Origin of the sequence: Ligilactobacillus sp. RTP31139st1_D10_RTP31139_211217 (assembly GCF_040226755.1) — a bacterium.
GTDB classification, from domain to species: Bacteria; Bacillota; Bacilli; order Lactobacillales; family Lactobacillaceae; genus Ligilactobacillus; species Ligilactobacillus animalis.
The window spans coordinates 169064-184507 of the sequence record NZ_JBCOAR010000002.1 but is presented as its reverse complement, the minus strand read 5'-3'; the positions used below and the strand labels follow the sequence as shown (position 1 = coordinate 184507).

At 42.4% G+C, this 15444-nt stretch carries 18 protein-coding genes; 15 read left to right on the top strand and 3 right to left on the bottom strand.

The genetic code is table 11. From position 1 onward, the window contains the following. The first annotated feature begins 94 nt into the window (after positions 1-94). On the top strand, positions 95-358 hold the full coding sequence (locus ABT996_RS02100; protein ID WP_035448873.1) for a hypothetical protein: 264 nt from the start codon (positions 95-97) through the stop codon (positions 356-358). A gap of 103 nt (positions 359-461) precedes the next feature. Next, positions 462-1676, top strand: a complete 1215-nt coding sequence (locus ABT996_RS02095; RefSeq protein ID WP_035448875.1) for an MFS transporter — start codon at positions 462-464, stop codon at positions 1674-1676. Between the two features lie 65 nt (positions 1677-1741). Here ABT996_RS02095 and ABT996_RS02090 read toward each other — a convergent pair whose 3' ends face one another. Beyond that, the gene (locus ABT996_RS02090; protein ID WP_010688633.1) at positions 1742-2071 is read right to left on the bottom strand and encodes a hypothetical protein; all 330 of its coding nucleotides are present in this window, start codon (positions 2069-2071) and stop codon (positions 1742-1744) included. 138 nt (positions 2072-2209) lie between these two features. Here ABT996_RS02090 and ABT996_RS02085 point away from each other — a divergent pair, with 138 nt between their 5' ends. The 3 genes from ABT996_RS02085 (at position 2210) to manA (ending at position 4921) form a co-directional block, all read left to right on the top strand. Beyond that, a complete protein-coding gene (locus ABT996_RS02085; RefSeq protein ID WP_180978430.1) occupies positions 2210-2884 on the top strand; it encodes a histidine phosphatase family protein in 675 nt (224 codons plus the stop codon). Next, positions 2881-3882, top strand: coding sequence for a serine hydrolase domain-containing protein (locus tag ABT996_RS02080; RefSeq protein WP_035448876.1), 1002 nt, complete (start codon positions 2881-2883; stop codon positions 3880-3882). Before ABT996_RS02085 ends, ABT996_RS02080 begins: the two co-directional genes overlap by 4 nt. Positions 3883-3955: 73 nt before the next feature. Then, positions 3956-4921, top strand: coding sequence for a mannose-6-phosphate isomerase, class I (manA, locus tag ABT996_RS02075; protein ID WP_035448878.1), 966 nt, complete (start codon positions 3956-3958; stop codon positions 4919-4921). A gap of 146 nt (positions 4922-5067) precedes the next feature. Here the strand turns inward: manA and ABT996_RS02070 are convergent, their stop codons facing one another. Further along, positions 5068-5772: a type 1 glutamine amidotransferase gene (locus ABT996_RS02070; protein WP_010688642.1), complete on the bottom strand. Its 705-nt coding sequence runs from the start codon at positions 5770-5772 to the stop codon at positions 5068-5070. 1 nt (position 5773) lies between these two features. Beyond that, entirely contained in the window at positions 5774-7123 is a 1350-nt protein-coding gene (locus ABT996_RS02065) for a Mur ligase family protein (RefSeq protein ID WP_035448881.1), read from the bottom strand. 173 nt (positions 7124-7296) lie between these two features. On the opposite strand from ABT996_RS02065, the gene ABT996_RS02060 reads away from it, so the two are divergent. The 10 genes from ABT996_RS02060 to atpA all read left to right on the top strand — a co-directional run bounded on the left by ABT996_RS02060 (position 7297) and on the right by atpA (position 15431). Next, positions 7297-7887: a thymidine kinase gene (locus tag ABT996_RS02060; protein WP_035449071.1), complete on the top strand. Its 591-nt coding sequence runs from the start codon at positions 7297-7299 to the stop codon at positions 7885-7887. A gap of 10 nt (positions 7888-7897) precedes the next feature. Beyond that, positions 7898-8983: a peptide chain release factor 1 gene (gene prfA / locus ABT996_RS02055; protein WP_010688647.1), complete on the top strand. Its 1086-nt coding sequence runs from the start codon at positions 7898-7900 to the stop codon at positions 8981-8983. After that, positions 8976-9812, top strand: a complete 837-nt coding sequence (gene prmC, locus ABT996_RS02050) for a peptide chain release factor N(5)-glutamine methyltransferase (RefSeq protein ID WP_035448883.1) — start codon at positions 8976-8978, stop codon at positions 9810-9812. Before prfA ends, prmC begins: the two co-directional genes overlap by 8 nt. 19 nt (positions 9813-9831) lie before the next feature. After that, positions 9832-10860 carry an L-threonylcarbamoyladenylate synthase gene (locus ABT996_RS02045; RefSeq protein WP_035448884.1) on the top strand — a complete coding sequence of 343 codons (1029 nt, stop codon included), beginning with the start codon at positions 9832-9834 and terminating at the stop codon, positions 10858-10860. Positions 10861-10938: 78 nt separating this feature from the next. Next, positions 10939-11568, top strand: a complete 630-nt coding sequence (upp, locus tag ABT996_RS02040) for a uracil phosphoribosyltransferase (protein WP_010688651.1) — start codon at positions 10939-10941, stop codon at positions 11566-11568. 235 nt (positions 11569-11803) lie between these two features. Then, positions 11804-12520, top strand: a complete 717-nt coding sequence (gene atpB / locus ABT996_RS02035; protein WP_010688653.1) for a F0F1 ATP synthase subunit A — start codon at positions 11804-11806, stop codon at positions 12518-12520. Positions 12521-12557: 37 nt separating this feature from the next. After that, a complete protein-coding gene (gene atpE, locus ABT996_RS02030; RefSeq protein ID WP_004049169.1) occupies positions 12558-12782 on the top strand; it encodes a F0F1 ATP synthase subunit C in 225 nt (74 codons plus the stop codon). A 58-nt stretch (positions 12783-12840) separates the two neighbouring features. After that, entirely contained in the window at positions 12841-13368 is a 528-nt protein-coding gene (gene atpF / locus ABT996_RS02025) for a F0F1 ATP synthase subunit B (protein WP_010688654.1), read from the top strand. Then, entirely contained in the window at positions 13355-13897 is a 543-nt protein-coding gene (gene atpH, locus ABT996_RS02020; protein WP_010688655.1) for an ATP synthase F1 subunit delta, read from the top strand. Before atpF ends, atpH begins: the two co-directional genes overlap by 14 nt. 22 nt (positions 13898-13919) lie before the next feature. Next, positions 13920-15431, top strand: coding sequence for a F0F1 ATP synthase subunit alpha (gene atpA, locus ABT996_RS02015; protein WP_010688656.1), 1512 nt, complete (start codon positions 13920-13922; stop codon positions 15429-15431). Positions 15432-15444 lie beyond the last annotated feature (13 nt).

Here is a 15444-nt window from a genome sequence, read left to right as displayed (position 1 = left end):
TATATTTTTTGGCAGATACCTATGTAAAAAAATATTGATATATACTATAATGAAAGAGCTTTGGTAAAGCAAAAAATTTTTAGGGGGGATCGAAGTGACGCAAGCGATTCTAGTCATGCACGAAAAAAACGGGGATTATTACCGGATGAACAAAACTTCTTTTGAAAAGTTACCGGTGATCGGTGAGCATATTTATAATAGTGACGGTCTGACTTATCTGATTGAAGACGTGGTATCTTTAGCCGGATATGAGTCGACTAAAGCAGTTACGGCGATCCTCGTAGTTAAACCGACTGCTAAGACTGATCCAGTCAGTGAACTTTACGGCTTGGATCCTGAAAAAGACTTTGAAATGTAATTAAAAAGTGAACTGCTCAAGGTAGTTCACTTTTTTGCTTGGGTTTGTAATTTGAAGTTATTTTTGCTAGAGTGTAAATATTATGATGACAGGAGTGATGAATATGGTAGCAGATCCTGAGCTGCCTGCTTCATGGCGCAAAACCTTTATGACCCTCTGGTTAGGGTGTTTTATGACGGGGTTGAATTTTTCGATGACGATGCCATTTATGGCGCTCTATATTGAAACCTTGCATCCCTATGGAAAATTTGAATTGAACTTATATGCGGGCCTAGCCTTTGCTGTTACATATCTAGCCCAGGCGATCGTTTCACCACTGTGGGGCAATCTTGCCGATCAAAAAGGACGCAAACTCATGTGTTTACGAGCTTCTGGGGTGATGACTTTTACGATCTTTGCTGTTGGCTTAGTCCACCATGCTTGGACGATCGTATTATTGCGCTTCGTTCAAGGAGCTTTTTCTGGTTATATCAATAATGCGACTGCTTTTATGGCAGGCGAGACCCCGCATAATCGTTCTGGGGCTGTGATGGCAAATATGATGACTGCCAACGTGACGGGGAATTTGCTCGGCCCTTTAGTTGGTGGTCTATTAGCTGGTTTTGCTGGCTATCGAGTAACGTTTTTTGTTTGCGGGGCGATGATGGGGATCGTCTTTTTGCTGACCTTATTTAATACAAAAGAGCATTTTACGCCGATCCCAGCTAAAAAGATGAAACCGATGAAAGAGATCTTTGCACAGTTAGAAAACAAACAGTTGATCATTGCAATGTTTATCACGACGCTGTTTATCCAATCGGCCTTGATGTCGATCGCGCCGATCGTCAGTTTGTTGGTCAAATCATTGATGCACGGTACGGGTAATGTATCCTTTGTCAGTGGGGTCGTAGCGGCAATGCCTGGTTTTGGGACGTTGTTAGTCGCTTCACGCTTAGGTGTCAAGATGGATAAGATCGGACCACTAAAAGTATTAGTCTTTGGCTTAGTGGCTGCTATGGTAGTCTTTTTGCCGATGTATTTTGTGACGTCACCGTGGAGTTTAGGCTTTTGGCGCTTCTTATTGGGGATCGCTAATGCAGCGTTATTACCAGCAGTTCAAACGGTCTTGACGGTCAGTGTTCCACGGGAAGCCTTTGGGCGCATCTTTAGTTATAATCAGTCATTTCAAGCGGCTGGGGCGATGCTTGGTTCAATGATGGGGTCGCTCATCTCGGGTCTGTTCGACTATCAAGCGGTCTTCTTGGTAACAGCAGCCTTGATGGTATTGAACTTGCTTTTGATCTGGAAAGTTCACCGTCCACTTGAAAACGAAGAATAATCAAAGCGCAAAGCACCAAGGACCTCATCACGATATTGGTGAGATCCTTGGTGCTTTGTCTCATACTATTCAAATGAGAGCTCCAATAAGTACATATTTTTCTCGGTCAAATGTGATGTTGTAGCCCAAATTTCATGATGATCGATGTAGTCGTGACCAGCTAGTTGCCAAAAGCTGTCTAAAAGATCACCGTTTTGAGCTAAAAAATCATCAGTCAGACAATTGACCATTAATTTGTTGTCAGGAAAATAAATATTTGCATCAGCGACTTTGACCGCATCTTTGAAAAAGATCTGGATCACATTGTCATAACGTGATCTCAAAGCAAAGATCTTTTCAGGATGGCGCTTCAAATATGATAAAACGTTGAAAATCGAATCAGAATTACTTGCCAAAAATACTACCCCCATTGTCTATCAACATTTTAGCATAATCATTTGAATTATGGTTGCGAGAAGTTTTAGGTAAAATGTTTTGCATGTTGGCGTGGTAAATCTATAATAGAGATAGGTGTTTTTAGAAAAAAAGAGTTGGTGAAAATAGTGATACATTTTTATTTAGTCCGCCACGGACAGACGCGTTTGAATCGATCACGCCGATTGCAGGGGACAACGAATTCTCCGTTGACCAAAAAAGGGATCCGCATGGCCAAGCGGCTAGGCAAAGAGTTGGAAAATATCCGGTTTGAGGCTGTTTATACGAGTGATCTTCAGCGGACCCAAGAAACAGCGCGCTATATTCTCGCGGAAAATAAACAGGGTTATCCACCGATCTATAGTGATCCCGATCTGCGTGAATTGAGTTTTGGTAAATTTGAAGAAGCCAATAATTTTACGATGGTCCCTACAGCTTTGCGAACGCTAGGGTTGCGCAAGATCTTGCGGGCTTTTGCCAATGAAGAGCACGTCTCTGAGTTGACCGAGCTTTTTCGGACGATGGATGGTGAAGAAGAGATCGAGACTTCAGTTCACCTCGAACAGCGCTTTACCCGAGCTTTAAAGACGATCGCCTGTGAATATGAAGGCAAAGATTGCAATATTTTGATCGTAACGCATGGTTTGATCTTGTCGAATTTCTTAGAGTCGTTGAACGGCGATGTACCGCTATTTTTAGTCGACAATTCGCGGGCTAGTCGGGTAGACTATGCTGATGGTAAATTCGAGATCATCTATATCAATCAATTGAAACAAGAGGAAAATCGAGCATGAACGAAAAGACAGCTGCCTTACTACACCAGCTGGTAGACCAAAAGATCGTCCCTGGGGTCTCCTATGCTATGATCTGCCAAGACGATATCCAAACTGAAGTCTTTGGCAATAAGCAACTAGTTCCAACGGTAAAACCACTAGAAGAGGGAGCTTTATATGATCTGGCTTCGTTGACGAAGGTCATTGGGACGACGACGGTGATCTTACAGCTGTTAGAGGCAAAAAAACTACGATTAGACGATCGGGTCGCTAAATATTTACCGCGGTTCACCGATCAAAGGGTGACTCTACGCCACTTATTGACCCACACGTCTGCTCTTAGTGGTTACATAAAAAATCGTGATCAATTACCACCAGCGGAATTAATGGCGGCTTTATATACTTTGAAGCCAGCTGCTTGGTTGGGGAAAAAGGTCGTTTATGCAGATATCGGGCTGATCTTACTCGGACAGATCATCGAAGCTTTTTACCACCGACCGGTACAAGCGGTGATCACGACTGAGGTCTTACGGCCATTAGGCATGAAAGCTTCGACCTTTACTCCGGAAAAAAAGCAGTGTGTGCCCACTGAGTTAACGGCGACTAGAGGCTTGATCCAAGGTGAAGTCCATGATCCTAAGGCTTTTATTTTGGGTGAGCATTGTGGGTCGGCAGGGTTATTTTCTAATTTGGCCGATCTGGTGAAATTTGCTAAATGGATGCTTGCTCCCCAAACGATCCCGGGAGTGTTAGCGCCAGAAACGGTCGCGATGCTCTATGCTGATCATACTCCGACCCACGATCTTGGTCGTTCACTGGGCTGGGATCTGCGCTATGATCGCAATAACACGCCTTGTCTCTATCATACTGGATTTACTGGGACTTTTATGTTACTTGATCAAAAAGGGAAAAATGCCTTGATCGTTTTATCAAATCGCGTGCATCCAAGTGCTGATAATGAAGTGTTTTTAGAATGGCGTGATAAGATCATCGCAACGTATCTGGCAGAAAAGGACTGAGTGGAAAAGGTTTACAATTTATATGAGTGTGATAGAATAAAAGTATAGACTTTTAGATGAGGCGATGATGAATATGAGTAGTGAACCATTATTTTTAGAACCATATTTTCAAGAAAAAATTTGGGGTGGCGACCGGTTATATACCGAGTACGGTTATCAGATCCCAAGTGATCATACAGGCGAATGTTGGGCGATCTCAGCGCACCAACATGGACCAGCGATCGTTGAAAATGGACCATATAAAGGTTTGACTTTGACGGAGGTCTGGGATAAGCACCGTGAAGTTTTTGGTGATGCTAAGGGCGATGTTTTCCCACTATTGACGAAGATCTTGGATGCTAAAGCCGATCTTTCCGTACAAGTCCACCCCGATGATGCTTATGCTAAAGAACATGAAGGTGAATTGGGCAAGACCGAATGCTGGTATGTATTGGCTGCCGATGAAGGAGCTCAGATGTATTACGGTCATCATGCTAAGACGCGTGAAGAGTTAGCTGAGATGATCGAAAATAAACAATGGGATAAGTTGTTACGCAAGATCCCAGTCAAAGCCGGTGATTTCCTATATGTTCCAGCCGGTACGATCCATGCGATCGGTAAAGGGATCATGGTCCTAGAGACGCAACAAAGTTCAGATACGACTTATCGCTTGTATGATTTTGATCGGGTCGATAAAACGACTGGTAAAAAGCGGGAGTTGCATTTGAAGCAATCGATCGATATGACCAACGTTCCCCATGTTGATCCTAAATTGGATATTCAAACGACTGTAACAGGGGATAAAAAAGTTACCCGTTTTGTCGATACTGATTTCTTTGCCGTTTATAAATGGGAGATCGATGGTAGTGCGACCTTTGAACGCCAGCAAGCACCATATACACTGTCCTCAGTCTTAGATGGAAACGGCCAGTTGGAAGTAGAGGGTCGTACCTATGAACTCAAGAAGGGGATGCATTTTATCTTACCTTATGCCGTTAAATCTTGGACGTTGGCTGGAAAGATGATGTTGATTGCTTCTGAACCGGGTAAAAAAGCATAGTTAAAGTTGAAAAGTCGGGTGTCCGTCAACTGATATGGATAGACCCGTACGGCACTTCCTACAGAAATGTGGGAAGTGTTTTTTTTACGCAAAAAACTGGTATGGAATTTTTATCCATACCAGAAAGTGTACACCCAACATTTTGGTTAATATGTTGGTTTGATTTTTAGTTCTTCTTGAGCAGTTAGATCAGCTTCAGGATACTTACGCTTCAAAGCTGTCAGTAAGATCCGCTTAGCCAATTCACCGTTGCGGGCTAAGATCGGGCCGTGGAAGTAAGAACAGTAGACATTCTTATAGATCGCACCTTCACCCTGGTCTTTACCGTTGTTACCGTGGCCACTGATGACTTTTCCTAAAGGACGTTCATCTTTACCGAGATAGGTGACACCATTGTGGTTTTCAAAACCATGGTATTTTTGCCCTGTTTCTTCGTTTTCGATCACGATATCGCCGATGAAGCGGTTATTGTCTTGGCTTTCGGTGTAATGATCAAGTGCGGAGATCCCCTCGATGCGCTCGCCATTTGCCCCGATATAATATTTACCTAGTAATTGGTAGCCCCCACAGATCGCAAGCATTGGACCGCCGTCTTCGATATAATCAGTCAAAGCTTGTTTTTTGGCTTGGATATCCTTAGAAACGATGACTTGCTCATAATCTTGACCACCACCGAAAAAGGCAATGTCGAATTTCGTAGCATCAAACGGTTGGTCAAGTGAGATAACTTCTGAAGTCAACTCGATATCCATCTGTTTAGCATAGTATTCTAAGACTAAAACATTACCGATATCACCATAAGTGTTCAGTAGATCGCCATAAAGGTGTGCTAAGTGAAGTTGGTATTTCATATTAATCCATGCCTCCCTTGATATAGCCTTCATCTGCTAAAAGTTTCCGTAATTGCAAGACTGCAGTGTAGGTTGCTAGTACGTAGATGTGTTCTGTTGGCATCGTTTTGAGATAAGCTAAGACGTCTTTTAGACTTTCACGTTGCGCAAAGTTTTCTTCGGGAACACCAGCTACGCGCAACCGGAATGTGATGTCTTTGTAACGTTCACCCCCGGTCAAGACACTAGGGATCTTGTCAAATGGTAAGTTTTCAAAATCACCATCCCAGATCCAGCTCGTATCGATCCCGTCAGCGTAATTGGCATTCAACAAGACTGCCAGTGAAAATGGTTTATCATCGGTCTTGATCATTTCTAAAACTTGGTCAAGGCCAACTGGGTTTTTGACCAAGATCATAGTCACTTCTTTGCCATCAAGATCGATAACTTCTTGACGTCCAAAGACCTTTTCGTCATTTTGACTGAGCGCTTGGCAGATCGTTTCGGGTTCGACATCTAGCTGTGAGCCGACTGCATAAGCGGCTAGGGCGTTATAGATGTTGTAAGTCCCACCGATGTGCAACTCAACTTCATGTCCATTGATCGTAAATTTAGAAGATTGTGGAGTTTGAGCACTGATCTGATCGACTTTGTAAGTCAATTCAGGGCGCTTGAAGCCACAATGCGGGCAGAAGTATTTACCTAAGTTGCTGTAAGAACGGTATTTGAAATGCAAGATATGTTGACAACTAGGACACAACAGCCCATCGGTGTTAGCTGGTGCGAGTTGGTCTTTTTCAGCTTTATCTGCAAAACCGTAATAAATAACTTTATTAGGTAGTTCCTTACTATTAAATATAGGTGCATCTCCATTTGCAAGAACAAGTGCGTCAGGATGCATCAACACACCTTTTAAGATCTTGTCATAAGTCGTGTAGATCTCACCATAGCGATCCATTTGATCACGGAAAAGGTTAGTCAACACGAACATTTTTGGTTTGATATATTCACAGACGATCGGCACATTGGCCTCATCGGTTTCAAGGACAGCGAGCTTTTTGCCAGAGCTCGTTTTTTGAGCTGTCAAAAAGGCGGTCACGATCCCTTGTTTCATATTAGAACCGCTCTTATTAGTCAAAACATTACCGTATTTAGCTTGGAGCACTTTTACGGTCAAAGCGGTCGTCAGTGTTTTACCATTGGTCCCAGTGATGATCACGATCTCGTAATCTTTAGCTAAAGCTTTTAAAACATCAGGATCAATTTTTAAAGTTAATTTACCAGGCAGAGAGGTCCCACCGTGCATAAAGTTATGCAAGAACCAGTGAGAAGTTTTACCCGCAGTAATTGCGATTGAACTTTTAAATGACATGAAATTTCCTCCGATTTTTTTATGTCAACTTGTATCTTACCATAAAATCTAGATCAGTGCGCAGAAAAACGGGTCGAGCCTAGCTGATAGCAACATCTAACAAATTTATTAATGAAATTTACGCATAAATCATATATACTAGTTTAGGAACTATTAAAAGGATGGTGGCGTTAGTGGCACAGCTTTTTTTCCGCTATGGAGCAATGAACAGCGGCAAGACGATCGAGATCTTAAAAGTCGCCCATAATTATGAAGAGCAAGATAAAAGCGTAATTATTATGACTAGTGGCTTGGATGACCGCGATGAAGTCGGTTATGTTTCGAGCCGGATTGGCCTTAAGCGTAAGGCATTTCCGATCTTTGAGGAAGATGACCTTTTGGCTAAGGTCAAAGAACTAGACCCAAACGCTGCATGTGTTTTGGTCGATGAAGCTCAATTTTTGAGTAAGCATCATGTTTTAGAATTAACACGGGTGGTCGATGAATTAAATATCCCCGTGATGACATTTGGCTTGAAAAATGATTTCCGTAATGAACTTTTTGAAGGTTCAAAATATTTACTACTATATGCGGATAAGATCGAAGAGATGAAAACGATCTGCTGGTTCTGCAACAAAAAAGCGATCATGAACTTACGGGTCAATGATGGCAAGCCTGTTTATGATGGCAAGCAGATCGAGATCGGTGGCAATGAATCTTACTATCCGGTGTGCCGTAAACATTACGTCGCGCCACCAACTGATACAAACAATACTATTAAATAAGGAGAATTTTATGGATAAGTTATTTGACAGATTGCAAATGCTTGAAGATCGGTATGAAGAACTCGGCGAATTGCTCTCTGATCCGGATGTGATCGCAGATACTAAGCGCTTTATGGAACTTTCAAAAGAGATGGCCGATCTGCGTGAAACAGTCGAAAAGTATAACAAATATAAGCAAGTCATCCAACAGATCAAAGATGACGAAGAGATGCTCAGTGCTGGACTTGACGATGATGAAATGACAACGATGGTCAAAGAAGAATTGGCAAGTTCAAAGACTGAAAAAGAACAATTAGAAGAAGAGATCAAGATCTTACTTCTACCTAAGGACCCTAACGATGATAAAAACATCATCATGGAGATCCGTGGCGCTGCTGGTGGGGATGAAGCGAGTCTATTTGCGGGCGATCTATTCACGATGTACAGCAAGTATGCTGAACATCAAGGGTGGAACATTGAAGTTATCGACAAGACGATGACAGAAGTAGGTGGTTTCAAGGAAATCGCATTGCTCATCAATGGTCGAAGCGTTTACTCTAAGTTGAAATATGAATCTGGGGCTCACCGTGTTCAACGGATCCCTGTAACTGAATCTCAAGGTCGAGTGCATACCTCAACGGCTACTGTAGTTGTCATGCCCGAAGAAGAAGATGTTGAGATCGAGATCGATCCAAAAGATATCAGAGTTGACGTTTACCGCGCTTCTGGTGCCGGTGGTCAGCATATCAACAAGACATCTTCAGCTGTGCGGATGACTCACTTGCCAACGGGGATCGTTGTTGCTATGCAAGATCAACGTTCACAACAACAAAACCGTGAAAAAGCAATGAAGATCTTGCGCGCACGTGTCTATGACTATTATGCTGCCCAAGAGCAAAGTGCTTATGACGAAAACCGTAAATCTGCTGTCGGTACTGGGGATCGTTCTGAACGGATCAGAACTTACAACTATCCACAAAACCGCGTGACTGATCACCGGATCGGCTTGAGCTTGAACAAGCTTGACCGGATCATGAACGGTGAATTAGAAGATGTGATCGATGCTTTAGTTCTTTACGATCAAACTAAAGCCTTAGAAGAATTACAAAATGGATAAAATGACAGTTTTTAAAGCTCAGCAATGGGCTTTTTCTTTTATCAAAGATCATGGGAAAGATCCAAGTGCCGCTGATCTGCTCTTGCAAGGCCAGATGAATTGGAGTACAACAGAGATGTTGATGAACTATCAGACGCAATTGTCAGCTGAACAATTAGAGCGCTTTTTTACCAATGTCAAATTATACTGCCAAGATCACCCAGCCCAATATTTGCTAGGAAAAGCTAACTTTTTTGGCTTGGAGTTCAAAGTCAGCGAAGCAACCTTGATCCCACGACCAGAGACAGAAGAATTGGTCGAGTGGATCTTGGAAGCCGAGCCTAAAACTTCGCTGCGGGTCTTAGATATCGGGACTGGTACCGGAGCGATCGGGCTAAGTTTGAAACATGAACGTCCTGCTTGGGAAGTGACTTTAAGTGATATTTCTTCCCAAGCCCTAGCAGTTGCTAAAGAAAACAAGCAAGCCTTGAAGCTAGAGGCCACGTTGATCGAAAGTGATCTTTTCCAAAATATCACGGGCAAATTTGATGTGATCGTCTCAAATCCCCCGTATATTGCCGAATCAGAGGCAGAATTAATGGATAAAAGTGTTTTAGAGCATGAACCTAAAACGGCTTTATTTGCGCCAGATGAAGGCTTATATCTTTATAAGAAATTAGCTGAAAAGCTCAGCCAACATCTGACAGAACACGGTAAGCTCTATTTAGAGATCGGCTTTCAACAAGGTCCAAGTGTAGTCGAGATCTTTAGCCAAGCTTATCCGACAGCTAAAGTCGAATTACGCCAGGATATCACCGGACATGACCGGATGGTAAAAGTGAGTTTTTAATAGAAAAGAGGAAATAATAGTGCTGATAACTGAGATCTATACACCAGATAAAGTTGCTTTGGCCGCTAAAGAACTACAGTTGGGCGAGTTGGTCGCTTTTCCGACTGAGACCGTTTATGGGCTAGGGGCCGATGCAACTAACGCTCAAGCGGTCAAACGCGTTTATCTTGCTAAAGGACGTCCGTCAGATAATCCTTTGATCGTGACGGTTTGTTCACGGGAAATGGTCGAACGCTACGTCGAAAAATTGCCTACAGCAGCCCAAAAATTGATGGATGCCTTTTGGCCGGGCTCGTTGACAATCATTTTGCCGATTAAACCCGATTCACTGCCCGATGCAGTCACGGGTGGCTTAAAGACCGCGGCCTTTCGGATGCCTGACAATCAAACAACGCTAGAATTGATCAAAGAAGCTGGAGTCCCATTAGTTGGACCATCAGCTAACTCTTCGGGCAAACCGAGCCCTACGACAGCCGAACACGTCTTTCATGACTTGGAAGGTAAGATCAAAGGGATCGTTGATGATGGTCCGACTACGGTTGGGGTCGAATCCACGATCGTTGACTTAAGTACCGCTGTGCCGACTGTTTTGCGTCCAGGAGCAGTCACACCCGAGCAGATCAGCGAAATTTTAGGTTGTGAAGTGCGTTCAGATAAGCATCATGTTGGTCAAGCCGAGACACCTAAAGCTCCCGGGATGAAATACAAGCACTATGCTCCTGATGCTCAGGTCTTGATCGTAAATGCTGCTGAGTGGGAAGAAGCTTTGGCTTGGGCTAAGGCACAAACGGCTAAGATCGGCGTGATGGCTTTTGAGCCAGAAGTAGCTAAAGTGTCTAAGCTACCAGAAAATATCGCAGGCTACTCATTAGGCACAAACGTCAAGAGTGCTAGCAGTCGGCTCTTTTCGGGTCTCAGAACTTTTGATAGCCAAGACTACATTTTATGTGCAGGCGTTGCCGAGACAGGTTTAGGTGAAGCTTATATGAACCGCTTAAAGAAAGCAGCTGGAAATGTTTTCTTTAAGGAATTCAGTAAGAATAAATAATTTAACGCGAATAGTAGCAAATAGGCGCGTTTTCGGCTAAAATAAGTAGCAGAGCTAGACAAAGGAGGAATTTTAACAATGGGTAAATTTGAAGTCTTAGATCATCCATTGATCCAACATAAACTAACGATCATTCGCGACAAGGATTGCGGGACACGGGAATTTCGTCAATGTGTCGATGAGATCGCAACTTTGATGGCATATGAAGTTTCACGTGAGATGCCGTTAGAAGATGTTGAGATCGAAACACCGATGGGCAAGACATACAAAAAACGTTTGGCTGGTAAGAAAGTCGTCGTTGTACCGATCTTACGGGCTGGACTTGGGATGGTAGAAGGTATTTTGAATCTTATCCCTGCTGCTAAAGTTGGTCACATTGGGATGTATCGTGATGAAGAAACGATGCAACCACACGAATATTTCGTTAAGATGCCTAGCGATCTAGCTAGTCGAGAAGTTTTTGTGGTCGATCCAATGTTGGCAACCGGTGGTTCAGCTATCATGGCTGTAGATGCTTTGAAGAAACGCGGTGCGCAATCGATCAAGTTTGTGTGTTTAGTTGCTGCGCCAGAAGGTGTGGAAGCTTTACGTAAAGCACATCCAGATATCGATATTTTCGCCGCTGCTTTAGATGATCGTCTTGATGAAAATGGTTATATTGTTCCTGGTTTAGGTGACGCGGGTGACCGCTTGTTTGGTACTAAGTAGACAAGTCACGCAATGTGTCGCGTAGTCTAAATTAGTCAAACGCTTTAAATACGGTTGTTGCTCCATTTCTCCAACTTTTGAAATAAATTCATTTTCGTTTTGAATTTTGGGGGATTTGGTGGTATTATTGCTTTTGTATTCAAAAATAGTTTTCTATCTATGCTTGAATCTTAATCTTATGGTTCGACCATTTTGTTCAACCGTATTGATCACAATTGAAAAGAGGTGAAACTTGGTGAATGAAGAAGCTCAAGTTTTGAAGCTTTTTGGTATTCCTTTTAATGTAGGTAACTGCCTTTCAGGACTGGTTTCAGCATTGATCGTCTTTGGGCTCGTCTTTTGGTTTTCACGCAGATTGCAAATGAAGCCAAAGGGTAAGCAGAATATGATCGAGTGGATGATCGATTTTACAAATGGGATCGTCAAAAGCTCCATGCCTGATGAACAGGGGAAAAAATATGGACTCCTTATTTTTACTCTCTTCTTGTTTATCTTTGTTTCTAACCAAATAGGATTGGCTATTCAGCTTCCAATTAATGGTGTAAACTACATTAAAAGTCCAACTGCTTCGCCCGCGACGACTTTGACATTAGCATTTCTAGTCTTGCTCTTGTCACATCTCATGGGGGTTGCGAAGTTTGGCTTTAAGGGATATGTCAAGAATTCGTACTTTAGTCCAATGCCGGCCTTATTCCCAATTAATGTTTTGGAACAATTTACGAATTTCTTGACCCTGGCATTACGTCTTTACGGTAACATCTATTCTGGTGAAGTGTTGTTGACTGTTATCTATGAACAGTTGGCTAAATCACATACACCGTGGACGTATTTACCAGCGATTCCACTCGAAATGATTTGGCAGGGATTTTCAATCTTTATTGGATCGATCCAAGCTTACGTTTTCGTAACATTGACAATGGTATATATTTCTCAAAAGGTCGAAAAAGAATAATTAACTTATAGGATTAATTTTAAGGAGGATTTTTATTATGACAACAGCTTTAGCTTTACTTGGTGCGGGTCTTGCCGCAGGTTTTGCTGCTATCGGTACAGGTGTTGGTAACGGTTTGGTTATCGCAAAAACTTTAGAAGGTATGTCTCGTCAACCTGAACTTTCAGGCCAATTACGGACAACAATGTTTATCGGGGTCGGTTTGATCGAAGCTGTGCCGATCATCGCTATCGTTATCTCATTCATGTTGATGGCTAAATAATCTCTGATCTATCAGTATAACTTTGTCACATTATTGAAAGATTAGGAGGTGTCAATGAATGAACTCAGCATTACTATTGGCTACTGCTGAAGGTGGTGTACAATGGGGCGACTTCTTATTTTATCTCTGTACTTTCTTGATTTTGATCGCACTCGTTAAGCATTTTGCTTGGGGACCTGTGACCGAAATGATGGAAAAACGGGCCGATAAGATCGCAAACGACATTGATTCGGCAGAAAATGCCCGTAAAAAAGCGGAAGAGCTCGCAGCTAAACGTGAATCAGCGCTTAAAGATTCTCATGTTGAAGCTTCAAAAATCATTGATCGTGCAAAGAAGAACGGTGAACAGCAAAAAGCTACCATCGTAAATTCGGCACAAGAAGAAGTCAGCACATTGAAAAAGAATGCTAAAAAAGACATTGAACAAGAACGCCAAGAAGCGCTCTCCAATGTTAAAAACGATGTAGCTGCTTTATCTGTTGAAATTGCTTCAAAGATCATTCAAAAGGAATTGAGTGCTAAGGACCAAGAAGCCTTGGTCGACTCTTATATCGAAGGGTTGGGGAAGCAAGATGGCATTAGATAAGCAAACAATAGCTAAACGTTATGGAAAAGCTTTGTTTGAAACAGCTAAGGAACAAGATGTTTTGACAGAAACTTCTAGTGAATTAGCTCAGATCAAACAAGTCTTGCAAGCAGAACCACAATTTGTTGATTTCATGACAAGTGCAGCAATAAAACATGATGCTAAGCTTGAAATGTTAAAAAATCTACAAAGTGGTACTTCTGAATTGACATCTAACTTGTTAGCGATGTTATACGATTACAGACGGATCGCCAATTTAGAAGATATTATTGATGAATTCAACAGATTAACTGATGAAGACGAAAAGACAGTCCGTGCAACGGTGACAACTGCGGTCGAGTTGGATCAAACTCGTAAAGATAAGATCGCAGCTTCCTTTGCTAAGGTAGTCGGAGCTAAAAAAGTAGAACTTGAAACAGTAGTTGATCCCGAGATCATTGGCGGGGTCGTCTTGAAATCAAGTAGCTATGTGTTTGATGGCTCCATCAAGTCGAAAATCGCAAACATTAAACGTCTGTTATTAAAATGATTTTTAAAGAGGTGAGACTTTTATGAGCATTAAGGCTGAGGAAATCAGTGCTCTTATCAAGCAACAATTAGCTAACTATAAAGACGAACTTACCGTTGATGAGGTTGGTACAGTTACTTACGTTGGTGACGGGATCGCTCGTGCTAATGGTCTTGATAATGCCCTTTCTGGTGAGCTTCTTCAATTCGAAGATGGTACATACGGAATGGCACAAAACTTAGAATCAAACGATGTCGGTATCGTTATCTTAGGTGCTTATAAAGGCATTCGTGAAGGCGATACGGTAAAACGTACCGGTAAGATCATGGAAGTCCCTGTTGGGGAAGCTTTGATCGGCCGTGTAGTAAACCCCTTAGGCCAACCGATCGACGGTTTAGGGGAGATAAAAACGGACAAGACTCGTCCGGTAGAACGTAAGGCTCCTGGCGTTATGGAACGTCAATCTGTTAATGAACCACTTCAAACAGGTATCAAAGCGATCGATGCACTTGTGCCGATCGGTCGTGGCCAACGTGAATTAGTTATCGGTGACCGTAAGACTGGTAAGACATCAGTTGCGGTCGATACGATCTTAAATCAAAAAGACCAAGACATGATCTGTATTTATGTCGCTATTGGTCAAAAGGAATCGACGGTTCGTACTCAAGTAGAAACATTGCGTAAATATGGTGCAATGGACTACACGATCGTTGTTTCAGCTGGGCCATCTTCACCAGCGCCATTGCTTTGGTTAGCTCCATATGCTGGGGCTGCTATGGGTGAAGAATTCATGTTCAACGGTAAGCATGTTTTGATCGTGTATGATGATCTTTCAAAACAAGCTGATGCTTACCGTGAACTTTCCTTGATCTTGAGACGTCCACCTGGTCGTGAAGCTTATCCTGGGGATGTTTTCTATCTTCACTCACGTTTGTTGGAACGTGCGGCTAAACTTAGTGATGAATTAGGTGGCGGTTCAATGACTGCTTTACCATTTATCGAAACTAAGGCTGGTGACGTTTCAGCTTATATTCCAACTAATGTTATCTCCATCACTGATGGTCAGATCTTCTTGGATAGCGATAACTTCTATTCTGGTATTCGTCCAGCTATCGATGCGGGTACTTCTGTTTCCCGTGTTGGTGGTTCGGCTCAGATCAAAGCGATGAAGAAAGTTGCTGGTACATTACGTTTGGACTTAGCTTCATATCGTGAATTAGAATCATTTGCACAATTTGGTTCTGATCTTGATGAAGCAACACAAGCTAAGTTGAATCGTGGTCGTCGGACAGTTGAAGTCTTGAAGCAACCACTTCACAAGCCACTTCCAGTTGAAAAGCAAGTCTTGATCTTATATGCTTTGACACACGGTTTCTTAGATTCTGTTGTTGTTGATGAGATCTTGCGTTATCAAGATGAAATGTTTGATTTCTTTGATAACAACCACAAAGATCTCTTAGATCACATTGCTAAGACTGGTCAATTACCAGACACAGATAAATTAGATACAGCAATCAAAGAATTTGCTGCTTCTTTCCAAGCAAATTCAAAATAAGAAAGGGTGGTGA